This window comes from Leifsonia sp. 2MCAF36 (assembly GCF_052115525.1).
Lineage (GTDB): Bacteria > Actinomycetota > Actinomycetes > Actinomycetales > Microbacteriaceae > Leifsonia.
The window spans coordinates 95,770-119,843 of sequence record NZ_JBFRGV010000012.1 but is presented as its reverse complement, the minus strand read 5'-3'; the positions used below and the strand labels follow the sequence as shown (position 1 = coordinate 119,843).

General features: G+C 69.8%; 20 protein-coding genes. 17 read left to right on the top strand and 3 right to left on the bottom strand.

The window, feature by feature from the left end:
• The first annotated feature begins 3 nt into the window (after positions 1-3).
• The 16 genes from AB4079_RS17060 (at position 4) to AB4079_RS16985 (ending at position 20,446) form a co-directional block, all read left to right on the top strand.
• On the top strand, positions 4-1,353 hold the full coding sequence (locus tag AB4079_RS17060; RefSeq protein WP_441788512.1) for an acyl-CoA thioesterase/BAAT N-terminal domain-containing protein: 1,350 nt from the start codon (positions 4-6) through the stop codon (positions 1,351-1,353).
• Positions 1,350-2,648: an acyl-CoA thioesterase/BAAT N-terminal domain-containing protein gene (locus AB4079_RS17055; RefSeq protein WP_441788511.1), complete on the top strand. Its 1,299-nt coding sequence runs from the start codon at positions 1,350-1,352 to the stop codon at positions 2,646-2,648. Before AB4079_RS17060 ends, AB4079_RS17055 begins: the two co-directional genes overlap by 4 nt.
• Complete coding sequence (locus AB4079_RS17050) at positions 2,645-3,898, top strand: acyl-CoA thioesterase/BAAT N-terminal domain-containing protein (protein ID WP_441788510.1); 1,254 nt, start codon at positions 2,645-2,647, stop codon at positions 3,896-3,898. Before AB4079_RS17055 ends, AB4079_RS17050 begins: the two co-directional genes overlap by 4 nt.
• 46 nt (positions 3,899-3,944) lie before the next feature.
• Positions 3,945-6,482, top strand: a complete 2,538-nt coding sequence (locus AB4079_RS17045; protein ID WP_441788509.1) for a DNA polymerase III subunit gamma and tau — start codon at positions 3,945-3,947, stop codon at positions 6,480-6,482.
• Positions 6,483-6,485: 3 nt separating this feature from the next.
• Positions 6,486-7,082: a recombination mediator RecR gene (recR, locus tag AB4079_RS17040; RefSeq protein ID WP_441788508.1), complete on the top strand. Its 597-nt coding sequence runs from the start codon at positions 6,486-6,488 to the stop codon at positions 7,080-7,082.
• 342 nt (positions 7,083-7,424) lie between these two features.
• Positions 7,425-8,711, top strand: coding sequence for an aspartate kinase (locus tag AB4079_RS17035; RefSeq protein WP_441788572.1), 1,287 nt, complete (start codon positions 7,425-7,427; stop codon positions 8,709-8,711).
• Between the two features lie 69 nt (positions 8,712-8,780).
• Complete coding sequence (locus tag AB4079_RS17030) at positions 8,781-9,866, top strand: aspartate-semialdehyde dehydrogenase (RefSeq protein WP_441788507.1); 1,086 nt, start codon at positions 8,781-8,783, stop codon at positions 9,864-9,866.
• Positions 9,867-9,952: 86 nt separating this feature from the next.
• Positions 9,953-11,449 (top strand): malate:quinone oxidoreductase, encoded by a 1,497-nt coding sequence (locus tag AB4079_RS17025; protein ID WP_441788506.1) that lies wholly within the window; start codon positions 9,953-9,955, stop codon positions 11,447-11,449.
• Between the two features lie 215 nt (positions 11,450-11,664).
• Complete coding sequence (locus tag AB4079_RS17020) at positions 11,665-13,278, top strand: ABC-F family ATP-binding cassette domain-containing protein (protein ID WP_441788505.1); 1,614 nt, start codon at positions 11,665-11,667, stop codon at positions 13,276-13,278.
• 27 nt (positions 13,279-13,305) lie between these two features.
• Positions 13,306-14,439 (top strand): Rv2578c family radical SAM protein, encoded by a 1,134-nt coding sequence (locus AB4079_RS17015; protein WP_441788504.1) that lies wholly within the window; start codon positions 13,306-13,308, stop codon positions 14,437-14,439.
• Between the two features lie 147 nt (positions 14,440-14,586).
• The gene (locus AB4079_RS17010) at positions 14,587-15,873 is read left to right on the top strand and encodes a sensor histidine kinase (RefSeq protein ID WP_441788503.1); all 1,287 of its coding nucleotides are present in this window, start codon (positions 14,587-14,589) and stop codon (positions 15,871-15,873) included.
• Positions 15,870-17,090, top strand: coding sequence for a hypothetical protein (locus tag AB4079_RS17005; protein ID WP_441788502.1), 1,221 nt, complete (start codon positions 15,870-15,872; stop codon positions 17,088-17,090). Before AB4079_RS17010 ends, AB4079_RS17005 begins: the two co-directional genes overlap by 4 nt.
• Positions 17,091-17,107: 17 nt before the next feature.
• Complete coding sequence (locus tag AB4079_RS17000) at positions 17,108-17,809, top strand: response regulator transcription factor (RefSeq protein WP_441788501.1); 702 nt, start codon at positions 17,108-17,110, stop codon at positions 17,807-17,809.
• Positions 17,810-17,854: 45 nt separating this feature from the next.
• On the top strand, positions 17,855-18,529 hold the full coding sequence (locus AB4079_RS16995; RefSeq protein ID WP_441788500.1) for a thymidine kinase: 675 nt from the start codon (positions 17,855-17,857) through the stop codon (positions 18,527-18,529).
• A 13-nt stretch (positions 18,530-18,542) separates the two neighbouring features.
• Entirely contained in the window at positions 18,543-19,850 is a 1,308-nt protein-coding gene (locus AB4079_RS16990; RefSeq protein WP_441788499.1) for a UDP-glucose dehydrogenase family protein, read from the top strand.
• 5 nt (positions 19,851-19,855) lie between these two features.
• On the top strand, positions 19,856-20,446 hold the full coding sequence (locus tag AB4079_RS16985) for a gamma carbonic anhydrase family protein (protein ID WP_441788498.1): 591 nt from the start codon (positions 19,856-19,858) through the stop codon (positions 20,444-20,446).
• 62 nt (positions 20,447-20,508) lie between these two features.
• On the opposite strand, the gene proS is transcribed toward AB4079_RS16985, so the two are convergent.
• The 3 genes from proS to AB4079_RS16970 form a co-directional block, all read right to left on the bottom strand.
• A complete protein-coding gene (gene proS / locus AB4079_RS16980; RefSeq protein WP_441788497.1) occupies positions 20,509-21,930 on the bottom strand; it encodes a proline--tRNA ligase in 1,422 nt (473 codons plus the stop codon).
• A 239-nt stretch (positions 21,931-22,169) separates the two neighbouring features.
• A complete protein-coding gene (locus AB4079_RS16975) occupies positions 22,170-22,778 on the bottom strand; it encodes a dihydrofolate reductase family protein (RefSeq protein WP_441788496.1) in 609 nt (202 codons plus the stop codon).
• Positions 22,779-22,966: 188 nt separating this feature from the next.
• The gene (locus AB4079_RS16970; protein ID WP_441788495.1) at positions 22,967-23,401 is read right to left on the bottom strand and encodes a VOC family protein; all 435 of its coding nucleotides are present in this window, start codon (positions 23,399-23,401) and stop codon (positions 22,967-22,969) included.
• A gap of 269 nt (positions 23,402-23,670) precedes the next feature.
• Between AB4079_RS16970 and AB4079_RS16965 the strand changes: the two genes are divergently transcribed.
• Positions 23,671-24,066: a VOC family protein gene (locus AB4079_RS16965; RefSeq protein WP_441788494.1), complete on the top strand. Its 396-nt coding sequence runs from the start codon at positions 23,671-23,673 to the stop codon at positions 24,064-24,066.
• Positions 24,067-24,074 lie beyond the last annotated feature (8 nt).

Genomic DNA, 24,074 nt, shown 5'->3' with positions numbered 1-24,074 from the left:
GCCATGCGGCGATGGGGCGGCGACGGCGAGCGGCAGGGGAGGCTGCGGCGGTCGCTGCGTGCGCGCCTCGCGGCCGTCCTGGCGGTCGTTACCCCGGCCGTCGTCGCGGTGTCCGTGCTGGCGGGCTGCGGGGCCGTCCAGGGCGGGGCCGGCCCGCGGTTCGTCACCCCACCGCTGGTGCGCTACAGCGCCGTGCTCTGGCCGGTGCCACTGCAGCTGGTCGGCGCCGAGCCGGGGGCGCGGCTCCGGCTGAGTTCTCGGCTGACCACCGTCCACGGTTCGTGGGGTTCTGCCGCCATCTACACGGTCCCGGCGTCGGGGACGCTCGACCTGGCCACCGCCCGGCCGCAGCTCGCGCCCTTCGCGGAGCCGGACTCGGCCGGTCTGTTCTGGTCACTGCGGGGTCCGCGACTGTCGGACACGGCAGCCGTCCGGCAGTGGATGCACGACACCATCCACGTGACATTGACGGCCTCTGACGGCGACCGCCCGGTCGCCTCGCGCACCTTCCAGCTCGACGGGCTGGCGGCCTCCCTGTCGGTCCGCACGCTGTACACGCGCGACCTCCGGCCGGCCATCGACCCGCGGACGCCGCGGCAGACGCACGAGGATGTGCCGCTCGGCACCTTCTTCGGTGCGGCGACCCTCGACCACCCGCAGACGCCCGCGGTGCTGATGTTCGACGACCCCACCCCCGGTGCCTCGGCCGAGTACACCGCGCCGCTGATCGCACAGTTCGGCGCGTCTGTTCTCCGTGTCCCGGTCACGGCGGCCTCCGACCACATCCGCTCGACCGGCCTGATCTCGGAGACGACCGTGCAGGCCGTGTTCGACTGGCTGGCCGATCGCCCGGACATCGTGCATGACCAGATCTACGTGTACGGCACCGGCGCCGCGGAGCAGATCGCGGTCTGGGCTGCAACGCGGTTCCCGGCTCGCGTGCGCGGCCTCTTCGTCGCGGGCGGCACCCCGGCCCTGCTGTGCCTGCCGACGGCGCACATCGCCCCCGCCTTCGACGACGCGTCCGGGCTCCCGTGCCTCACGAGCGCGCGGACGGTCGTGCCGTCCGCCATCCCCTCGATCGGCAGCGTGGACGGCCCCGTCGTCCTGGCGTGCGGAGAGCAAGACGAGGTGCTCCCGAACGCCTGCGACTGGCAGCGGGCGCTCGCCGCCACCCGGCGGCCGCGGGCGGAGGACTCCGTCATCTTCGCGGGCCAGGCCGCGCATCCCGTTTCGGTTCCCCCGGGGCTTCCGATCGCGCTGCCGGCCGCGGGCGGTCAGCCGACCGAAGTGGCGCGCATCGCCTTCTGGAACGCCGTCGGCCGGGCTCTGCTCCGGGCGGTGCTGGGATGAGGCGGCTGAAGGTCCCGCGCTGGTCCGGAGCCGTGGCGCTCGCACTGGCCATCGCGCTCGTCGCCTCCGCGTGCAGCGCAGGGCCCAGCGGCGGTGCCCGTTTCATATTCAGCCGCTTCGGCGACGCGGTCACGCAGCCGATCGGGGTGCAGCTCGCCGGGCTGGAGCCCGGGCACCCGGTCGTGGTCAGCGCCAGGGCCCGCACCACCTCGGGCTGGTTCTCCTCGCGGGCCGTCTACGCCGTCCCTCCGGACGGGCGCGTTCAACTGTGGACGCAGGAGCCGCTCGCGGCACCGTTCCCTCGGGCGGACGGGTCCGGGTTGCTGTGGAGCCTGGCCGGCGCGCCGCTGAGCCAGCAGCAGCTGGAGGCGCAGTGGGTGTTCAGGGGACTGGACGTCCGCTTCACCGCCGAGCAGGACGGTCGCCCGGTCGTCTCCGACGTCCTGCACCGTTCGGCCCTTTCCGCGGGCACCCAGGAGCGAGAGGTGCCGGGCAGCGACCTGATCGCGACCGGCGATCCGGAGGCATCGGCGATCGCGCCGACCGCGCGGGTCGGGTCCCTGGTGGGGGCGAATCCGACCCCCGTCGAGCTGCGGCCCGGCGTGATCGTGATCGACGGGGATGACGGGGGAGCGGCCGGCGCCTTCGTCGCCCACATGATCGCGCCGGCCGGCTTCCCGGTGTTCGTGCTGCCCGCGTTCGCCCCGGCCGGGCAGATTCCCGGTTCGGCCGCGCTGTCGGTCGAGACGTTCGATGCGGTCCTCGCCTGGTTCTCGTCGCTGCCGACCGTCGACGAGGACCGCATCTTCGTCTACGGCACCGGGCGCGCCTCCTCGCTCGCGCTGTGGTTCGCCGCAAACGACCCCGGCCGGATCCACGGCGCGTTCGCCGCCAGCGGGGCCACCGCTCTGCAGTGCACCTCGGCAGCGGGGAGCCCGCTGCTCATTCAGCAGGGGGAGCCGTTGCCCTGCGCGAACCCGGAGCGGACCATCGCGGGCACCGACATCCTGGCGCTCCAGCGCATCCCGGGACCGGTGGTGCTCGCCTGTGGAACGGCCGATGCGCAACTCCCGACCGCCTGCGACTGGACGAGGGCCGGGGAGCAGGTGCGCGGGACACGCGACGGGGACGCCTTCCTCTACGCCGATGGTGCCGGACATGACATCACCACTCCGCCGCTCCTCCCGATCGGTCTGAGTGAACTCCCACCGTCGACCGCGCAGGCGACGGAGGATGCCAGGAACGCCTTCTGGGCCCTCGTCATCGCCAAGCTGGCGGGGGCGATCCGGCCATGAGGGGCAGCAACCGGGGTCGTACAACTCGGCTGGCGGCGGCCGCTGCGGCGCTGGGTATCGCGCTCGCCGGTCTGGTCGGCTGCGGGCAGACCCCCGGTGCCGACGGCCCGCGCTTCGAGCTCAACGTCGAGCCGAGTGGCGTCTGGGAGCCCATCCACATGCGCCTCGTCGCCCTGCCGCCCGGCGCCCTGGTGACGGTGCGGGCGCACGCGCTTGCCGGAACCGAGTGGTCGTCGCAGGCGGTCTACGTCGTCCCGTCGTCCGGCGTCGTGGACCTCGACCGCGAGGCGCCCGTCGAGGCGCCGTTCTCCGGGGCGGACGGGATGGGCCTGTTCTGGTCGCTGGGCACCGCCTCCGGAGCCACCGCCAGCTCGCCCGAGCAGTGGGGCGGGGCCAGCATGTCCGTGGACCTGGATGCGACCGTCGGCGGCCGGCGCATCGCGGCACGGCGCATCCACCGGGTCGGTCTGACGTCGGTCGCGCCGTCGCGCGCGGTGTTCGACGACGGGATCACCGGCGACTACTTCGAGCCGGGGAGCGGTTCCCGTGCGCCGCGGCCCGCCGTCCTCGTCCTGGACGGGACGGATCCGGGGGCTCCGAGCGGGGTGCTGGCGGCGTCCACGCTCTCGGCGATGGGCTACCCGGCGCTGGCGTTCTCGACGTACGGGTCCGCCGGCGAGGTGAACGTGATCCGGACCCTGCCCGCAGAGCGCGTGGTCGCTGCCCTGAACTGGCTGCGTTCGCAGCCGGGCGTCGATCCGCGACGCGTGTTCGTGTTCGGCACCTCGCGCGGAGCGCAACTGGCGTTGTGGACCGCGGTCGCCCATCCCGAGCTCGTCTACGGAGCCATCGCCCCGGCCGGAACGACCGGCCTGGTGTGCCCGTCTCCGGTACCGGGCCCGGCGGTGACGGTCGGTGGATCGTGGGTGCCCTGCCTGAGCGGCACCCATCGGGTCACCCGGGCGGCCGTGCTCGACCTGACGCGCATCCGGGGACCGGTGGTGCTGGGATGCGCGGGCCAGGACGAGCAGCTCGACAACGCCTGCACGTGGCTGGACGAGGCCGCCGCCGTTCGGCCCGCCCGCGGCGGCGATGCGTACATCCGTGCGCCTCAGGCGACGCACCTTTTCTACGTTCCGCCGTACACGCCCCTCTACCTCCCGCCGCCGCCCGCCGCGCAAGCGACCGAGGACGCCCGGGTGTCGCTCTGGTCGGCGATCGCGCGGGCGCTGAACGTCCGGGGCCCCTGAGCGGCGATCCCACCAGAATGTCGGCGGCGGTGAGTACCATGTGTGAGTGGTAACCGCCCTGTATCGCCGCTATCGGCCCGACACCTTCGCCGAGATGATCGGCCAGTCCCAGGTGACCGATCCGTTGATGACGGCGCTGCGCACCAACCGCGTCAATCACGCGTACCTGTTCTCCGGTCCGCGCGGGTGCGGCAAGACCACGTCGGCGCGCATCCTGGCCCGCTGCCTGAACTGCGCAGAAGGCCCGACCGACACCCCGTGCGGCAAATGCGCGAGCTGCATCGAGCTGAGCCGCGACGGTGGCGGCTCGCTCGACGTTGTCGAGATCGACGCGGCCAGCCACAACGGCGTCGACGATGCGCGCGACATCCGCGAGCGCGCCATCTTCGCGCCCGCCCGCGACCGCTACAAGATCTTCATCCTCGACGAGGCCCACATGGTCACGCCTCAGGGCTTCAACGCTCTGCTCAAGATCGTGGAGGAGCCGCCGGAGCACGTGAAGTTCATCTTCGCGACGACCGAGCCGGAGAAGGTGATCGGGACCATCCGCTCCCGCACTCACCACTACCCGTTCCGCCTGGTGCCGCCTGCGCAGATGCTCGAGTACGTGCAGAGCCTGTGCGACAGCGAGGGCATGACGGTCGCCCCCGGAGTGCTGCCGCTCGTCGTGCGCGCCGGCGGCGGTTCGCCGCGCGACACGCTGTCCCTGCTGGACCAGCTGATGGCCGGCTCGGAGGGCAGCGCGATCGAGTACGAGCGCGCGGTCGCCCTCCTCGGCTACACGCATGCAGCGCTGCTCGACGACGTGATCGACGCCATCGCGGCGCGCGATGCGGCGGGCGCGTTCTCCGCGGTCGACCGTGTCGTCCAGACCGGTCAAGATCCGCGGCGGTTCGTCGAAGACCTGCTGGAGCGGCTGCGCGACCTCATCGTCGTCGCCGCGACCAGCGTGGAGGGCGCGGCGGCCGTGCTCCGCGGCGTCCCGCAAGACGAACTCGACCGGATGGGCGTGCAGGCCATGAAGTTCGGCGCCGCCGAGCTCAGCCGCGCCGCCGACATCGTCAACGCCGCCCTCACCGAGATGACCGGGGCGACCTCGCCCCGGCTCCACCTCGAACTGATGATCGCCCGCGTTCTCGTGCCCTCGAGCGATGAGAGCGAGCGCGGTGCGCTCGCACGCGTGGAGCGGCTGGAGCGCCGGGTCGGCGTCAGCGATGCGGTGGCGGGGGAGCCAGAGCGTCGTACCGAGCGAGCGGCGGCTCCTGCACCGCGGGTTGCGGCTGCCGCTGCTGCGGCTCCTGCTGCCCCTGCCCCGACCCCGCCCGCTGCGGCGCCCTCGCCCGATACTCCGGCGCCGGCAACGGCCGCGGCGCCGGCGCCGGTGGCTTCTGAACCGGTGGTGCCGGATGCGAGGGCCGTGACTGCTGCAGGCTCGTCGCCGACCGCGCCAGCCGCGGCCGCACCGGGAGGAGAGGTCGCCTCGGAGGTGGGTCCGGTGACCACGCAGCAGGTGAAAGACTCCTGGCCGCAGATCCTGGACGCGGTCCAGCGTGCGAAGCGCAGCGCCTGGATGGTCGTCTTCACGGCCCAGGTCCGCTCGCTGAACGGCGACGTGCTGACGCTGTCGTTCCCCAGCGACAACGACGTGCAGAGCTTCCGCCAGCCCGATGCCGGCGGGGCGCCGGGCGTCAGCGAGCACCTCCGCCAGGCGATCGTCGAGATCCTCGGCATCCGGGTGAAGTTCATCGCGCGCGCCGACTCCGCGCCCGGTTCGGGCGGATCACCCCGGCCGTCCGGCGGTGCGCCTACAGCGCCGACCGCCGAGACCTGGCCGGGTGCAGAGCCTGGTGGCGCAACGACTGTCGCGCCCGTCGAGTCAGCTGCTGCTGGAGCCGGCTCTGGAGCTCCGGCTTCGCCCGCGCCTGTCGCATCCGCTCCTACCGCGTCCGCCGCTTCCGTCGCGACTCACGGTGCCCCCGCTCCTTCCTCCGGCGCGGCGGCCAGTGTGGTCACGGAGTGGGCGACCGCCACGATCCCCTCCTCCGCGGCAGCGGTCGTCGAGACGGCCGCCGTCGCCACGTCCGCCGCGGTCGCGACGCTGGAGCGTCCCATCGCGGATCCGTCGGCCGGGCAGGCTCCGGCCGCGCGGGCTTCCGCCGCGCAGCCGGCCGTGACGGCGCCACCGACGCCGTCCGTCCGACCCACCGTGACTCCCGCGCCCGACGAGCCGCCCTTCGACGACGTCCCTCCGCCTGAGATCGAGCCGCCGTACGAGCCGCCGGTCCCGGAAGAGCCGACCGGAGACTGGGCCGCCGCCCCATCCGCCGGAAGCGCCGGCCGTCCGGTGGAGGAGGGCGCTTCAGCGCCGGCCTCGACGCGGACCGCCCCCGATGCGCAGCGCGCTCCCAGCGGTGCGGGCGCAGCCGGCGCCCGCAGCTCCCGCTCGGCGTCCGCCCCGGCTACCGGGTCCCGCACACCCACGTTCCAACAGCCGCAGCGTTATGGCGAGGCCGTGGTGCGCGAGATCCTGGGCGCCACCTTCATCGAGGAGCAGCCCGCGCCTCCGACCCCGGGGATGAGGTAGCCGGTGTACGAAGGCATCGTCCAAGAGCTGATCGACGAGCTCGGGCGGCTGCCGGGCATCGGCCCGAAGTCCGCCCAGCGCATCGCGTTCCACATCCTCCAGACCGAGACGTTCGACGTCACCCGGCTGGCGGAGGTGCTGCTCGAGGTGCGCGACAAGGTCCGGTTCTGCGAGATCTGCGGCAACGTCTCCGAAGAGGTGACCTGCTCCATCTGCCGTGACCCGCGCCGCAACCCCGCGCTGATCTGCGTGGTCGAGGAGGCGAAGGATGTCGTCGCGATCGAGCGCACCCGCGAATTCCGCGGGCTCTACCACGTGCTCGGCGGCGCCATCAGCCCGATCGACGGGGTGGGCCCCGACGACCTCCGCATCCGCCAGCTGATGCCCCGCCTCGCGGACGGCACCGTGCAGGAGGTCATCATCGCGACCGACCCCAACCTCGAGGGCGAGGCGACCGCGACCTACCTGAGTCGCCTGCTGACGACGCTCGACATCCGCGTCACGCGCCTCGCCTCCGGCCTCCCGGTCGGCGGCGACCTGGAGTACGCGGACGAAGTAACCCTCGGCCGTGCGTTCGAGGGCCGCCGCCAGGTCTCCTGACCGGGGCCGGACTCACTCGAGCACCTCGTCGAAACCGGTAACCTGACTCGCGGAGGCGTTCGGTCCTCTCTTCCGCTCAGACTCCTCCCTTCCCCGCCGACACGCCGCTAGGTAGCCGCCGCCTCCTCCCTTTCCTGCGCCGCGGGGAACGGAGGACTCGCGGTCGGACACGCCGCCGCCCGTCAGCTACCGGAGGACGACCTGACGGCCGAACCCCGGAACTCCTCCGCTTTGCGGCGGGTCCGCCGGCACTCGCGCCGCTCTCTCCGTCGATGCCGTCACATGAAGGAACCGCCATATCCCGGCCGGTAGGATGGGAAACCCGTGAGTTCAGGAGTGTCCGTGGCCCTCATCGTCCAGAAGTTCGGCGGTTCGTCCGTCGCGACAGCTGAGAGCATCAAGCGCGTCGCGAAGCGCATCGTCGAGACGCGCAAGGCGGGCAACGAGGTCGTCGTGGCCGTGTCCGCTATGGGCGACACCACCGACGAGCTGCTCGACCTGGCGCACGAGGTCACGCCCATCCCGGCCCCTCGGGAGCTCGACATGCTGCTGACCGCCGGGGAGCGCATCTCCATGGCGCTGCTCGCGATGGCCATCAAGAGCATGGGCTACGACGCCCGGTCCTTCACCGGCAGCCAGGCGGGCATGATCACCGACGCACAGCACGGCTCCGCCCGCATCGTCGACGTCACGCCCGGCCGCATCCAGGATGCGCTGAGCGAGGGGGCCATCGCCATCGTGGCCGGCTTCCAGGGTTTCAGCCGCGAGTCGCGCGACATCACCACCCTCGGCCGGGGCGGTTCTGACACCACCGCGGTCGCGCTCGCAGCCGCGCTGCACGCCGAAGTGTGCGAGATCTACACCGATGTCGACGGCGTGTTCACGTCCGACCCGCGACAGGTGCCGCTCGCCCGCAAGATCGACCGCATCACCAGCGAAGAGATGCTGGAGCTGGCCGCCGCCGGCGCGAAGGTGCTGCACATCCGCGCCGTCGAGTACGCCCGCAGGCACAATGTGACCCTGCACGTGCGCTCGTCGTTCTCGAACAAGGAGGGCACCTATGTCCTCAACGAAGCAGCGGCCGCCGAGGCCGCCAAGAAGGATGGAACCGTGGAAGAGCCCATCATCTCCGGCGTGGCCACCGACCTGAGCGAGGCCAAGATCACCGTCGTCGGCGTCCCCGACGTCCCGGGCAAGGCCGCGCAGATCTTCAAGATCGTCGCGAAGGCCAACGCCAACGTCGACATGATCGTGCAGAACGTCTCCGCCGCGGCCACCAGCCTCACCGACATCTCGTTCACCCTCCCGAAGTCCGAGGGCCAGCGCGTCCTGACCGCGCTGACCGGCGAGCGCGACGAGGTCGGATACCAGTCCCTGCAGTACGACGACCAGATCGGCAAGCTGGCGCTGGTCGGCGCCGGGATGCGAACCAACTCCGGTGTTTCGGCGATGCTCTTCGAGGCGCTGTACGACGCGGGCATCAACATCGAGATGATCTCCACCAGCGAGATCCGTATCTCGGTCGTGACGCGCGCCGACACCGTCGCCGAGGCCGCACGCGTCGTGCACACCGCCTTCGGGCTGGACGGCGACGAGAAGGCCATCGTCTACGCCGGGACCGGCCGCTAGCCACCGACCGGGGAATGCGCCTCCCGTTCCGGCGGTTCCCTTTCAGTACACGACCCGAATGGGGATGACATGAGCGAGTTCACCGATTTCGACAGCAACGGCGTGCGGTTGGCCGTCGTCGGCGCCACCGGCCAGGTCGGCAGCGTCATGCGCCGCCTGCTCGAGGAGCGCGCCTTCCCGGTGAAGAGCATCCGCTTCTTCGCCTCATCCCGCTCGGCCGGCACCACCCTGCCGTTCAAGGGGCAGCAGATCACGGTCGAGGACGTCGCCACGGCTGACGTCTCCGGCATCGACATCGCCCTGTTCTCCGCGGGAGCGACCGGATCGAAGGCGCACGCCCCGCGCTTCGCCGAGGCCGGGGCCATCGTCATCGACAACTCCAGCGGCTGGCGGATGGACCCGGACGTCCCGCTCGTCGTCTCCGAGGTCAACCCGGACGCGATCGCAGAGGCGCGCAAGGGCATCATCGCCAACCCGAACTGCACGACCATGGCGGCCATGCCCGTCCTGAAGCCGCTGCACGACGAGGCCGGCCTGACCCGCCTCGTGGTCAGCACCTACCAGGCCGTCTCCGGATCCGGCTTGGCCGGCGCCGAGGAACTGGCGGAGCAGGCCCGCGCCGCGGTCGCCGACGAGCACCTGCTCGAGCTCGTCCACGACGGCTCGGCCGTGACGCTGCCCGCGCCGGTCAAGTACGTCCGGCCGATCGCGTTCGACGTCATCCCGCTCGCGGGCTCCATCGTCGACGACGGCCTGAACGAGACGGACGAGGAGAAGAAGCTCCGCAACGAGTCGCGCAAGATCCTCGGCCTTCCCGAGCTCCTGGTCAGCGGCACCTGCGTGCGCGTGCCCGTCTTCACCGGTCACTCGCTCTCGATCAACGCTGAGTTCGCGAACCCGATCAGCGCGGAGCGCGTCGCCGAGCTGCTGGCGGACGCTCCCGGCGTCCAGCTCACCGACGTCCCGACCCCGTTGCAGGCAGCCGGGAGCGACCCCAGCTTCGTCGGCCGCATCCGCGCCGACGAGGGGGCGCCCCAGGGTCGCGGCATCGCACTGTTCGTGAGCAACGACAACCTGCGCAAGGGAGCGGCTCTCAACGCGGTGCAGATCGCCGAGCTCGTCGCCGAGCGGCTCGCGAACCCCGTCACCGCGTAGCGCTAACGCCCCGGACTGTCTCGACGTCGAGAGATCCGGGTCGCCCGTGGGGCGGCCCGGAGCCTCCCGCGTCATAGAATTGTCGGGTGAGCAATTCTCCCATCGACGTCGTCCTGATCGGCGGCGGCATCATGAGTGCCACGCTGGGGGCCATGATCCAGCGCGTGCAGCCCGACTGGAGCATCCGGATCTACGAGCGGCTGGGCGAGGTGGCCCAGGAGTCGTCCAACCCCTGGAACAACGCAGGCACCGGCCACGCCGCCCTGTGCGAGCTGAACTACATGCCCGAGGCCTCCGACGGCACCGTCGACCCCGCCAAGGCGATCAGCATCAACGAGCAGTTCCAGCTCAGCCGCCAGTTCTGGGCGAGCCTGGTCGCCGCCGGCGACCTGCCGGAGCCCGGCACCTTCATCAACTCGACCCCGCATATGACCTTCGTGAAGGGCCGCGACAACGTCCGCTACCTTCGCAAGCGCTACGAGGCACTCAAAGACGAGCCCCTCTTCGCCGGGATGGAGTACTCCGAAGACCCCGCGGTGATCGGTGAGTGGACGCCGCTGCTCACGAAGAAGCGCAACGCCAAGCAGCGCATTGCGGCGACGCGCCAGAGCGCCGGCACGGACGTCGACTTCGGTGCGCTCACCCGGGCACTGATGGACAACCTGGTCGAAAACGGCGCCGAGCTCGCGCTGAACCACAGCGTCCGGAACATCAAGCGGACGAAGGACGGCCTGTGGCGCCTCAAGGTGCGGCACGAAGTCGGCCACACCTCGCACGTGATGACCGCCCGGTTCGTCTTCGTCGGCGCGGGCGGCGGCGCTCTGCATCTGCTGCAGAAGTCGGGCATCCCCGAGATCAAGGGCTTCGGCGGATTCCCGATCTCCGGCCAGTTCCTCCGCACCAGCAATCCGGACCTGGTCGCTCAGCACCAGGCCAAGGTCTACGGCAAGGCGGCCGTCGGCGCGCCGCCGATGTCCGTGCCGCACCTCGACACACGCGTGGTCGACGGGCAGGCGTCGTTGCTGTTCGGGCCTTACGCCGGATTCAGCCCGAAGTTCCTGAAGACCGGCTCGTGGTTCGACCTGCCGGGTTCGGTCCGCCCGGGCAACCTCGGGCCCATGCTCGCTGTCGCGCGCGACAACTTCGACCTCATCAGGTACCTGGTCGGGGAGGTCCTGGCGAACCGCGCCAAGAAGCTGAAGGCCCTCCAGGAGTTCATGCCGACGGCGAAGAGCGAGGACTGGGAGCTCATCACGGCCGGCCAGCGTGTCCAGGTGATGAAGAAGGACCCGAAGAAGGGCGGAGTGCTGCAGTTCGGCACCGAGGTCGTTGCGGCGGAGGACGGCTCGATCGCCGGCCTGCTGGGGGCCTCGCCGGGCGCATCCACCGCCGTTCCGATCATGGTCGACCTGCTGAAGCACTGCTTCCCGGACCGGTTCTCCGGCTGGCTGCCGACGATCAAGGAGCTCATCCCGACGGTCGGAAGGACGCTCAACGACCGGCCGGAGGAGGCGCAGCGCGTGCTCTCCACGACGGCGGAGACCCTCCAGCTGCAGGCGGAGACCCTCCAGCTGCAGCAGTAGCGAGACTGGACAACGGCGTGGACGACCTGTTATGGTCGTCCACGCTATGAAGTGAGAACCTCCTAACGTCCCGCGCCTGAGGCGCCGTCGATGTGAGTGAGGACCCACAGGTCAAGCGCAGCCCGGTCAGGCACCTGGGCGCTCCAGCGCCGCTCATGACGGAGATCGCCCGGCGGGAACCCGCTCCCTGTGGAGCGCCCGGAAGGACGGTTCTCATGCCAACGATCACACTCACACCCCTGCGCGCCGACGGTGTGTCCGTCGTCTATGGCGAACGCCGCGTGCTCACCGACGTCTCCCTGACGGTCGCCCCCGGCCAGCGGCTGGGGCTGATCGGCGAGAACGGCGCCGGCAAGTCGACCCTGCTCCGGGTCATCTCCGGCACCGAGACGCCGGACGCCGGCGCGCTCATCCGCCCGGCCCGCACCGGCTTCCTCTGGCAGGAGGTGCGGTTCGAGCCGGGTGACACGCTGGCGGCACTGGTCGAGCATGCGCTCGCGGGCGTCCGCGCCATCGAGCGCGAGCTGGAGGCGGCGGCGGTCGCCCTCGGGTCGGACGACCCCGCGGCCTCGGCGCGTTACGACGCGGCGCTGGCGGAGGCCGAACGCGCCGAGATCTGGAGCGTCGACTCCCGACGCGACGAGCTCCTCGCCGGGCTCGGCGTCGGGGACATCCCGCTGGCCCGGCGGCTGAGCGAGGTGTCGGGCGGGCAGCGCAGCCGGTTCGCGCTCGCCGCGCTCCTGCTCGGACGACCGGACGCCCTGCTGCTCGACGAGCCCACCAACCATCTCGACGACGAGGCCGCCGCCTTCCTGGAGCGTCAGCTGAAGGGATGGGCGGGCCCTGTGATCTTCGCCAGCCATGATCGCGCGTTCCTCGACGCGGTGGCGACCGGGCTGCTCGACCTCGACCCGAGCCGATCGGGGACCACGGTGTTCGGTGGCGGTTACAGCGCCTATCTCGGTGAGAAGGCGGCGGAGCGCGCGCGGTGGGAGAAGCAGTTCTCCGACGAACAGCATGAGCTGAAGGAGCTGAAGCACGCCGTCGACGTGACGTCGCGGTCGATCGCCTGGTCCGGGAAGATCCGCGACAACGACAAGTTCGTTAAGTCGGTCAAGGGGAACGCACTGGACAAGCAGATCAGCCGGCGCATCCGGAACGCGGAGGGGCGGTTGGAGTCGCTGCGGGACGCCCAGGTGCGCAAGCCACCCATGCCCTTGAGCTTCGCCGGGATCCCGGCCGGGTACCAGGTGCTGGGGGATGGCACGGGGCTCCTCGTGCACGCCAGTGACGTCCGCATTCCCGGGCGGCTGTCCGTCCAGGAGTTCTCGGTCGGGCCGTCCTCGCGCGTCCTGGTCACGGGGGCGAATGGTGCCGGCAAGTCGACCCTGCTGTCGGTGCTCGCCGGGCGCCTGGAGCCGGGGTCGGGGTCTGTGCAGCGCCGCCGTGGTCTGCGTGTGGGTCTGCTGGAGCAGGATGTGCGCTTCGCCGATCCGTCGGTGTCGCCGCGGCGGATCTATGAGGCGGCCATGGGCGAGCGGCGGTCGGAGGCCGTCCCGCTCACCTCCCTTGGTCTGGTCGCGCCGCGGGATGCGGACCGGCCGGTGGGGTCGTTGTCGGTCGGGCAGCAGCGACGGCTGGCCCTCGCGCTGATCGTCGCGCGGCCGCCGCACCTCTTCCTGCTCGACGAGCCGACCAACCACCTGTCCCTGGCTCTGGCGACGGAACTGGAGGAGGCGCTGGGGTCATACCCCGGCGCGGTCGTGGTCGCCAGCCACGATCGCTGGCTGCGCTCCGGCTGGGGAGGGGAGACCGTGCACCTTGCTTAAGCTTCGAACATATGTTCGAATGGAGGCATGCGTTGGAGTGGTCAGGAGCTGTCGGTCGATGAGCCGTCCGCGCTGCCCGGGCTGGCGCGGCTGAACAACCTCGTGCGGTCCGTCCGTACGCCCGACTTCGCCGGCATCACGTTTCACGAGGTGCTGGCGAAGTCGGCGCTGAACCGCATCCCGGGCGGGGGAGGGCCGATGCCGTTCGGCTGGACGATCAATCCGTATCGAGGCTGCTCGCACGCCTGCGTCTACTGCTTTGCACGGCCGACGCACACCTACCTCGACCTCGACTCCGGCAAAGACTTCGACAACGAGATCATCGTCAAGGTCAACGTCGCCGAGGTGCTGCGTACAGAACTCGCGAAGCCCAGCTGGGGACACCACCCGGTCGCGCTCGGAACGAACACCGACCCGTACCAGCGGGCGGAGGGTCGCTACGCTCTGATGCCCGGGATCATCGACGCGCTGGCCGACTCGGGAACGCCGTTCAGCATCCTCACCAAGGGTTCGCTGCTGCGACGCGATCTCGACCGGCTCGCCGAGGCGAACAAGCGGGTGCCGGTCGACTTGGCGATGTCGATCGCGGTGTACGACGACGAGCTGCAGCAGTCCGTCGAGCCGGGCACTCCGACAACCAAGGCGCGGCTCGCGACGGTGACGGCGGTGCGCGATCACGGTCTCGATTGCGCGGTCTTCCTGATGCCGATCATTCCGTACCTGACCGATAGCCGCGCCCACCTCGACGAGGCGCTGCGCCAGGCGAAAGCGGCGGGGGCCACGTCGGTGCTGTACTCCGCGCTGCACCTGAAGCCTGGCGTGAAGGAGTGGTTCTACCTCTGGCTCGGGGAGGCGCACCCCGAGCTGCTGCCGCAGTACCGGAAGATGTACGGCCGTGGAACCTACGCGCCACAGGAGTACCGACGCTGGCTGGCCGGCCGCATCAAACCGCTGATCCGGGCGCACGGGCTGGAGCGGGGGCGAGAGGACCCGCTCACCGGAGGTGTGCGGTCCACGGCGTTGGGGATGCTGCGCGACGATGAGGGTGAACGACGGACAGTCGGCTCGGCCGTCCGGGCGGCTTCGAGCGAAGCGCCCGATGCGGCCTCCGTGGTCAGCGCGTCGCTGACGGGATTGGGGGTGCAGCCGACCCTGTTCTGATCGCACAACGTACGGCCGACGACACCGCAATGCGCTAATCGGATGCCGCCCGCGTCGGGGTACGAGTTCGGGGTACACAGCCGCCGCTCGGGATGCCATAATCCCGAAAGGACTGAGGCGTGCTCGGCCCTCGAAGGGACGGACGTCGTGTCGCTCGGTCTGCCCAGCCACCTTGCGCGACCGGCTAACTCTCGGTCCCTTGCGACCGCGGCCCGCTGGGCCGGCCTGGTGTGCCTCGCCGCAGCCGCAGTCAACGTGGCGACGTCGAGCGTCAGCGGCAACAACCTGACATCGTGGGTCAGCCTGCTCGCGCTCGTCCCCATGGTCGCGTTGCTTGTGGTGCTGGCGCGCGGCCGAACGGTCGGACTCACGATCGCCTACCTGGTCGTCGGCGCGGCCTGCACGTACTTCTACGTCGTTGCGCTGTTCACGAGCACCCCCGCCTACCGCGACACGAACCTCTTCGTCGTCGCCCTCCCGGTCGTCGCCATGACGCTCGTGGGCGGCACCGGCACCGGCGCCCTCGCCGGAATCCTGTGGGCGACGCTGGGCTTCGCGCTCGCCGAAGCGGCTGTCATCTTCGGCGCAACCACGACCGGGCGCACGTACGTCCCCGATGCCATCTCGCTCGGGGCGTACCTGCTGCTGGTGGGCATCCTGGCGTTCGACGGGCTCACCCGCGGCACCCGCTCCCGGGCACAGACCGCGTTGCACAGGGCCGTCCGGGATGCGCGGCTGGTCGACCTCCGCCGTGAACTCCTGGCTGCAGCAACGGCCGACCTGCACGACACCGTGCTGAGCGAGCTGGTCGCGGTCGCCGGCTCGCGGCCTGGGCCGCTCGACGACCGCCTGGGCCGCCGGATCGAGGCCGACCTGCGTGGGCTGAGCGCCGAGCCGGCCACTGTCCGAGACCAGGAGCGCACCGCATCCGAAGGAACCGCGGGGATCGCCGGAACCGCCGCCGAAGCGGCGGGTCCCTCCGCCGACCCCTGGTACGACAGCGAGCTCCACCGCGCGATCGAGGCGGCCCGGGATGAGGGACTCACGGTCGACATCTCCGGCGACCGGGGCTCCTTCGTCCGGCTCGACGAGGAGGTGCGCCGTGCCGTCGGGCTGGCGGTGCGACAGTGCCTCGTGAACGTCATCCGGCACTCCGGCAGTCCCACCGCCGAGGTGGCGCTCTCCGCGGACGCGGGCTCGCTCTCGGTCATGGTGGTGGATGGCGGGAGCGGCTTCCCGGCCGGAGGGCCGGCAGCCGACCGGCTCGGATTGCGGCAGTCCGTCGAGGACCGCATCGCGCGCGTCGGCGGAAGTGTCGACATCTACTCTGCCGCCGACGTCGGCACCACCGTCATCCTGACCGTACCGACGACCCCGTCCACACCAACCGGACAGACCCTGCCGCCGGAGACCCCTGGGGGTCATGCCCGATGACCGCTCTCAGCCCGCGCACCATCGTCGGTGCGCGTTCCGTCGCGGTCGAGCGCACACCGCAACGCCTCGACCCGCTCGGCGCACAGTCGGCCTGGCTCCTCGTGCCCCTGCTGGGTGCACTCGCCGTCGCGTACGCCGTCTTCTCGACGCTCGTTCACCGCGCACAGTTCCACGACGTCGCGCTGGGGGTGGTGGCGGTCGTCGTGCTCCTGATCGCGGTCACCGTCGCGGCCATCCGCACGCACCCCGGGCTGGCTCCGTTCGGGCGGTGGTCCCACTTCTCCGTCATCGGGGTGACGCTGGTGGCGGGCTGCCTGTTCGATGCCTCGGTCTGGGGCCGCAACGACCGGATCCAGGACGACTGGGGGCAGATCGCGGTCGCCTTGCTGATCGTCGCGATGCCTCTGTACCGCCCGATCGGGGAAGTGGCGGTGTCGGCGGTCGTCTCGGCGGTCGTTCTCGGGTGGCTTGCCGCCGCGCAGCATTCGCTCGTGATCAGCAACGCCCCGTTGGTCTACGCCACCGTCGCCGCTACGCCCATCCTGGCGCTGGCGGCGGGGGGAGCGGGCTACGCCTGGACGCTGACCGGCGAGACGCTCCGCTGGCGCGAGGTCGCGCGCGAGGGTCAGACGCGCCTGGAGGGAGAGCTGCGTCAGGCGGCCCAGCGGATGGTCGCCCAGGAGCGGATGACAGCGCTCAACGCCGAGGCGGTGCCGTTCCTCACCGGGCTGGCGGACCGGGGCGAGATCACCGAGGACGACAGGGATCTGGCCCGCGCGATCGCAGACCGCCTCCGGAAGATGTCGGTGCAGTCTCTGGGGCGCACCTGGCTGGCGGACACCCTCGACCTGGCGCTGGGCCAGCGGCTCGCGCTGGCTGCCCCGAGTGATGGTCCGCGCCCCGACCGGGTCGACGACCCCGACCGTCTGGAGCGCGTCCTGACCGCGGATCAGCGCGCGATCGTCGGCGCGCTGATCGCCACGGTCGCCGCACGACCCGGCCTCGATCCGTCCAGCGTGCACCTCTCGGCGAGCGACCCCGATCGGCCCACGTTCGTCCTCCAGGCCCGCATCGACGAGCCGCGGGTCGAGTTGCGCCGGGAACTCCTCCCCTTCGTCAGCTCCCTCAACGCCGTCGCCATGCGGGCCACCATGGCGGTACGCGGAGGTGATCTGATCGTCCGATTCGGCTATTACCGGGAGGGCGGTGTCCCCTAACCTGTTGGGAGAAGACGATGACGCCCCCACACCCCGATCCGACCGCGCCCAGCGGCTCCTCAGTCCACCAGGTCGAGCCGCCGATCCGGCTCGCCATCCTCGACGACCACGAGATCCTGCTCGACAGCCTCTCGACCTGGATCGAGAAGAACGCCCCCGAGTTCGACCTCGTGGTGCGGGCGACCAGCTGGCTGGAGTTGGTGCACAGCGAGGCCTTCCCCACTGATCTCGTCATCATGGACCTGCAGCTGAAGGAGTCCGTTTCCATCGGCGCCCGCGTGCGCACCTGCCGAGCCGCGGGAGCCAAGGTGGTCGTGCTGAGCGCGGTGGACACCCCCGAAGACCGCGATGCCGCCCTCGCCGCCGGCGCGATCTCCTACGTGACCAAATCCCAGCCGATGACGGAGCTGGTCGCCGCGGCTCTCTCCGCCGTCGGACGCGGTGTCGTGCGGTCCGCGTCGGCGCGGCCGGCGTGGCGGCCCAAGCCGCTCATCCCGGACTCCGCCCGCCCGCGGCTGAGCGACGGGGAGCGTCAGGCGCTGGTGCTGTACGCGGACGGACGCACCACCTCCGAGGTGGCGCGGGCCATGAACGTCCAGTACGAGACGGCGAAAACGTACCTGCGTCGCGTGCGTGAGAAGTACGGCAAGGCGGGTCGTCCCACCAGCTCGCGAGCGGATCTGATCCGTCGCGCGGCGGAGGACGGCTACCTGACCTGACGCGCCGTCGCCGCGCTCACAGCCCCGTCCCTCTAGGATCGGTGCGTGGCAAAACTGTATTTCCGCTACGGCGCGATGAACAGCGGCAAGAGTACGGCCATGCTCCAGGCCGCCTACAACTACGAGGAGCGGGGGCACCGCGTCCTGCTCGCGAAGCCATCGGTCGACACCAAGGGCGACCTCGGCATCCTCTCGCGGCTGGGCGTCACCCGGCAGGTGGACTTCCTCATCACTCCGGACACGGACGCCTATGGTGCCTTCCAACGGCATCGCGAGCGCACCATCAAGCGCTTCGACACGGACGTCAGTGCGCTTCTCGTGGACGAAGCGCAGTTCCTCACCGAGGCTCAGGTCGACGACCTTCTGCGGATCGCCCTGCTCGACGGCATCCCGGTGTTGGCGTACGGCATCCGCACCGACTTCCAGACGGTCGCCTTCCCCGGAAGTCGTCGCCTGCTCGAGGTGGCGCACAGCCTCGAGGAGTTGAAGACGATCTGCCGTTGCGGGCGCAAGGCGATCTTCAACGCGCGCAAGATCGACGGCGTCTTCGTCTTCGATGGGGACCAGGTCGCGATCGACGGCGCATCGGTCTCGTACGAGTCGCTGTGCGGCAACTGCTATCTCCAGGAGAGCCGCGGCGTGCTCAACAACGGCCGCAGGCGCTGGCCGGTGGATGCGGCACCCGCGTACGTGGACGAGCCGGACCCGGACTTCACCTGAGCGCCGGGACGTCATGAGAATCTCCGTGATCGGCTGCGGCTACCTCGGTGCCGTCCATGCCGCCTCGATGGCCCATCTGGGCCACGACGTCGTCGGCATCGACGTGGATGAGGCGAAGATCGCCTCCCTCTCCGCGGGCCGCGCCCCCTTCTTCGAGCCAGGCCTGCCCGAGGTGCTGGCCACGGCAGGGGAGTCGGGTCGACTGCGCTTCACCACCGACTTCGCCGCGGCCGCCGATGCCGACGTCCACTTCGTCGCCGTCGGAACGCCCCAGGTGGCGGACGGCGACGCGGCCGACCTGCGTTTCGTCGACGCGGCCTTCGCGTCGCTCCTCGAACACGCCAAAGACGGCGACCTGATCGTCGGCAAGAGCACGGTCCCGGTCGGGACGGCAAGCCGCCTGGCCGCGCTGGTAGCCGAAAGGCAGCCGGGTGCGACACTCGCCTGGAATCCGGAGTTCCTGCGCGAGGGCTTCGCGGTGAAGGACACGGTCAGTCCTGACCGCCTCGTCTACGGCGTACCGGATGGCGAGGCCGGCGCGCGCGCGGCGCGGCTGCTCGACGAGGTCTACGCCTCCGCAGTCGGGGCCGGAACGCCGGTCATCGTCACGGATTACGCGACCGCCGAGCTGGTCAAGGTGTCGGCGAACGCCTTCCTGGCCACAAAGATCTCCTTCATCAACGCCATGGCCGAGATCGCGGAGGTCACCGGCGCCGACGTGACGAAGCTCGCCGATGCGATCGGGCACGACGCCCGCATCGGCCGACGGTTCCTCAACGCGGGAGTAGGCTTCGGCGGGGGGTGCCTGCCGAAGGACATCCGCGCCTTCAGCGCCCGGGCGCGCGAGCTGGGCCGAGGGGATTCGCTGAGCTTCCTCGACGAGGTGGACAAGATCAACCTCCGCCGCCGCGCCCGAGTGGTCGAGATGGTGGAGGAGCAGGCCGGGAAGCTCTCCGGGGTCCGCGTCGGTGTGCTCGGCCTCGCCTTCAAGCCGCACTCCGACGACGTCCGCGACTCGCCCGCCCTGGAGATCGCCCTGCGTCTCGCGGAGGGCGGGGCGATCGTGATCGCCACCGATCCCCAGGCCGTCGAGAACACGCGCCGCCGCGCCCCCCAGCTGACGCTCGTCGGCTCGGCCGAGGAGGCGGTGCGCGACGCGGATGTGGTCCTCCTGATCACGGAATGGCCCGAGTTCACCGGCCTGGACCCGGAGGCGCTGGGCGAGCTGGTCGCCCACCGCACGATCATCGATGGCCGCAATTGCCTCGACCGCGACGCGTGGCGAGCAGCCGGCTGGACGTATCGCGGGCTCGGTCGCTGATGCTCATGAGACACCGCGATGGTGAACCCTCGATCGACCCGGACGCCTACGTCGCACCATCAGCTGTCATCGTGGGAAACGTCCGGATCGCATCAGGTGCCCGAATCCTGCACGGAGCGGTGATCACTGCCGAGGATGGCGACGTCAGCATCGGCGAGGACACCATCGTCATGGAGCACGCCCTGATCCGGGGACGATCCGGACACCCTGCCCACATCGGCACTGCAGTCATGATCGGGCCACACGCGCACATCAACGGGAGCACTGTGGGAGACGAAGCGTTCATCGCGACCGGCGCTTCGCTCTTTCCCGGTAGCCGGGTCGGGTCGGGAGCCGAGGTCCGCATCAACGGCGTCGTCCAGGTCAACACGGTGGTGGAGGCCGGTGCTGTCGTCCCGATCGGATGGGTTGCGCTCGGTGATCCCGCGTCGATCCTCTCGCCGGAACGTCATGAGGAGATCTGGGCGATCCAGCGGGAACTCGACTTCAGCGGAACTGTCTACGGCGTCGGACCCGGCGTGCCGATGAGGACTCTCATGCGGCAGCAGTCCGAGTATTACGGCGCACACTCCGAGGACCAGAACATCGAACGCTGACGGATCGCTATCCGTGCAGGTTGACGGACTGGCCGTCGCGACCGACCTCTGGGGCGAACCGGCTAGTAGCTCCGACCGACGATCGCCACGAGTTCGTCGCTTACCGTCGATGCGGTCGGCACTGACCCATCGACTGTCTGGAGACACCGGACACTCACCGCTTGGCGGTTGAGCACGGTCTCACCTTCCTCGCCCAGCATCTTCCACGGGATCCGCGCGAAACCGCTCTGCGCCGCCTCGAGGGCTTCCGGGATGGACGTAGCATCCGTTGTGCGGGCAGCGAGGCTTCGGCGGCCGGCCTCGATCATCTCCGTGTGCATCGTCTCGAGCAGGAGCGGGACACGATCCGCGATCGAACTGAGCGGCACTGCCGACTTGTCGCCACTCTCGCGGCGGACGATCGTTGCTTGCCCTGCTTCAAGGTCGCGGGGACCCACCTCGATGCGCAGAGGAACTCCCTTCAGCTCCCATTCGGTGGCGCGTCGGCCGAAGCCTTGCGTGGTCCGGGCATCGAGCCGGGTGCGGACTCCGGCAGTGGTGAGCGATTGGACGATCTGTGCGGCTGCGGCCGCTGTCCGATCGTCGTCCTTCACGGCGATGACGACGGCCTGCACGGGTGCCACTCTCGGAGGGATCCGGATGCCCCGATCGTCCCCGTGCGCCATGATCAACCCGCCCACCATCCGTGTGCTCGACCCCCACGACGTCGTCCAGCACGTCTCGACCTGCTCAGTGGGTCCGGTGTAGGTGATGTTGAAGGCGGTGGCGAAGTTCTGGCCCAGCTCGTGGCTGGTCGCCATCTGAAGGGCCTTCCCGTCGCCCATCATCGCTTCGCAGGTCATCGTGTTGATCGCGCCCGCGAAGCGCTCACGCCGTGACTTCACCCCGACGAGGACGGGGATCGCCAGGACGTTCTGCAAGAAGTCCCGGTAGACGTCGAGGTGGATGCGCAGAGCGTAGGCGGCTGCATCCTCGCGGCTGGCGTGCGCGGTGTGTCCTTCCTGCCACAGGAACTCCGACGTGCGCAAGAACAGCCGGGGACGCATCTCCCAGCGCACCACGTTCGCCCACTGGTTGAGCAGCATCGGGAGATCGCGATGCGACTGGATCCACTTCGACATCAGCTCACCGAACATGGTCTCGCTCGTCGGGCGGATCACGACGGGCTCCGTCAGCTCCTTGCCGCCGGCGTGGGTGACAACCGCGAGCTCCGGGCTGAAGCCCTCGATATGTTCGGCCTCCCGCTCCAGGTACGACTGCGGGATGAACAACGGCAGGTAGACATTCTCGGCTCCCGTCGCCTTGATACGACCGTCGACCTCGGCCTGCATCCGCTCCCACAATCCGTACGCATACGGCCGAATCACCATCGTGCCGCGGACCGGCCCGTTGTCAGCCAGTTCCGCCTTCTCCAGGACGTCCTGGTACCACCGCGGGAAATCGTCTTGCTGGGACGTGAGCACGCTCGAACGGTTCGCTGCCATCAGGCAACGTTACCGGCCGGCTCACCCACTCGACAGTGGGAAAGGCGCCCGATGGCCGACGGACAAGAGAGAAGGATGCGCTTTCAGCGCCGCATCCTGTGGCGGGGGTCCCTTTAGGAGGCCGCCTTCTCGACGAGCGCGCGAATCCTGGCCTCCGTCGCAGCATCCAGCGAGAAGATGGTCCACGCGACCGGATGCATGTGGGCGCCTCCTCGCGTGTGACTCCGTCGGGACGGCGGTCAGCGCAACACCCGATAGCGGATGTGCGTGGCGTGCGGGGTGTCGATGACCTTGACGATCTCGAGCTCGATCTCGGCGGGGAGCACGTCGAACAGACGGTGACCCCCGCCCAGCAGCACCGGTATCAGGTGCAGCTGGATTTCATCCAGGACTCCCTCCTCGAGAGCTTTCTGCGCGGTGTACCCGCCTTGCACATACACGTTGCGATCGCCCGCCGCGGCTGCTGCCTGCCTTATCGCGCTCGTGATCCCGTCGAGGACGTAGCTGACGTTCGGGTAATTCCACCGGGCGGCCGGACCCGGTGGCCGATGGCTCGGGATGAAGATGGGGACGCCGTTGTGTACATCGCCACCCCAATGGTCCATCAACTCGGCGGTGCGCCTGCCGGTGACGACCGCGCCGATCTCGTCGAGCTCGCCGGCAAGGGCTTTCGCCTCGCCGGTCAGAGCAGAGGAGTTCCCACCGGGCGCGTACCACTCGTGAAGCCGGTTGCCGTCGTCGCCGCCCAAGAAATCGTCTGGCTTCGAGACGTACCCATCGAGCGATACCGACATGTACAGGACCGTTGCCATCAGCTGCTTCTCCTTCTCATTAGATTGTTCGTTCATGCCCCACTGTGTGCCGGCTAACGATCTGGGGTAATGAGAGCGATCCTGCTATACGAGGAGGGCCTTGCGGCAACCCCCTGTCGTCGCTGCATAATGCCCGGAGGCGGTCGAGGCGTCGCTCGTGCGCACGACCCGGGAGCGCCCACCGGCGCGGGTCCGATGGGCATTCCACTGTCCGGTCCGGACCCCTAGAGGTAAGGCTGGGTGATGAGTTCGATGGCGTGGCCGGCGGGGTCCTTGAAATAGACGCCCCGTCCGCCATGCTCGGTGTTCGTCTCGCCCGGACGGGTCATCTGCGGGTCCGCCCAGTGCGTCACGCCCCAGTCGACCAGGCGTGAGTAGGCGCGGTCGAAGAGCTCCTCATCAACCAGGAAGGCATAGTGCTGCATCTGGATTTCCACGGGCGGTTCCGCGAATTGCAGCATCACGCCGCCATCGAGGGTGATGTTGCTGAACGGACCCCAGGATGGGGCCTCCGACGCTTCAATGAGGTCCCGATAGAACTGGGCGGACCGGTTTCGATCCTGTGAGGCGATGATGGTGTGGTTGAACGTTGCTGAAATGATTCTTCTCCTGCGTGTCTGTGTCTGTGCTTGTGTCTGCGTCTGTGCTCTTGCTCGCATTTTTTGATCCCATGAGGTGCGCCGGGCATCTGAATGGCGCGAGAACGAGGCGGAGCGCGCGAGCGTCGAGACGTGGGCTCAAGCGAGGAGATGGGGTCGAACGGTCGTGCCGACCGCCGGAGCCTCAGCGAACTGCCGGTTTACCAACCTGTGCATGGCATACAGCCGATCCGGTAATCACCCGCCCAATATAGCGAAGGACCGCCCGCAAAACCGATCCATTCGGGCGTGCCCGGTCGTCTCGTCGCTGCGGGTCTATAGTGCGGGACATGTTGGGCGACTACCCCGTCAGGGCATCGATCGGCGTTACCGATATTCAACGGGCGGTGGCGTTCTACGAGGGGGTGTTGGGTCTCGTGCCCGAAAGTGTCGGTCCGAGCGCGGATATCGAAGGCGGCGCTCGGTTCTACAAGGCCGGGCAGGGCACCATGCTCAACGTGTTCGAGACACCGACCGCGGGTGGAACGCAATCAACGGTCGCGACTTTCTACGTCGATGACATCGATGCGATTGTCCACAGGCTTTCCAGGGCAGGCGGGGAGTTCGCTCATTACCAAGGCTTCGATCAGGACGAGCATGGGATCGGGCCTCGGGCCGGTGGGGGACGCATCGCCTGGATCGCGGATCCGGACGGTAACACCATCGCGATCGAGGCGGACGACTGATCTGCACC

Excerpts from the sequence above, each read along its gene's own strand:
- AB4079_RS17060 (WP_441788512.1), top strand. The coding sequence starts at position 4 with ATGCGGCGATGGGGCGGCGACGGCGAGCGGCAGGGGAGGCTGCGGCGG.
- AB4079_RS17055 (WP_441788511.1), top strand. The coding sequence starts at position 1,350 with ATGAGGCGGCTGAAGGTCCCGCGCTGGTCCGGAGCCGTGGCGCTCGCA.
- AB4079_RS17050 (WP_441788510.1), top strand. The coding sequence starts at position 2,645 with ATGAGGGGCAGCAACCGGGGTCGTACAACTCGGCTGGCGGCGGCCGCT.
- AB4079_RS17030 (WP_441788507.1), top strand. The coding sequence starts at position 8,781 with ATGAGCGAGTTCACCGATTTCGACAGCAACGGCGTGCGGTTGGCCGTC.
- AB4079_RS17020 (WP_441788505.1), top strand. The coding sequence starts at position 11,665 with ATGCCAACGATCACACTCACACCCCTGCGCGCCGACGGTGTGTCCGTC.
- AB4079_RS17015 (WP_441788504.1), top strand. The coding sequence starts at position 13,306 with ATGCGTTGGAGTGGTCAGGAGCTGTCGGTCGATGAGCCGTCCGCGCTG.
- AB4079_RS17005 (WP_441788502.1), top strand. The coding sequence starts at position 15,870 with ATGACCGCTCTCAGCCCGCGCACCATCGTCGGTGCGCGTTCCGTCGCG.
- AB4079_RS17000 (WP_441788501.1), top strand. The coding sequence starts at position 17,108 with ATGACGCCCCCACACCCCGATCCGACCGCGCCCAGCGGCTCCTCAGTC.
- AB4079_RS16990 (WP_441788499.1), top strand. The coding sequence starts at position 18,543 with ATGAGAATCTCCGTGATCGGCTGCGGCTACCTCGGTGCCGTCCATGCC.
- AB4079_RS16985 (WP_441788498.1), top strand. The coding sequence starts at position 19,856 with ATGAGACACCGCGATGGTGAACCCTCGATCGACCCGGACGCCTACGTC.
- proS (WP_441788497.1), bottom strand. The coding sequence starts at position 21,930 with ATGGCAGCGAACCGTTCGAGCGTGCTCACGTCCCAGCAAGACGATTTC.
- AB4079_RS16975 (WP_441788496.1), bottom strand. The coding sequence starts at position 22,778 with ATGAACGAACAATCTAATGAGAAGGAGAAGCAGCTGATGGCAACGGTC.
- AB4079_RS16970 (WP_441788495.1), bottom strand. The coding sequence starts at position 23,401 with ATGCGAGCAAGAGCACAGACGCAGACACAAGCACAGACACAGACACGC.
- AB4079_RS16965 (WP_441788494.1), top strand. The coding sequence starts at position 23,671 with ATGTTGGGCGACTACCCCGTCAGGGCATCGATCGGCGTTACCGATATT.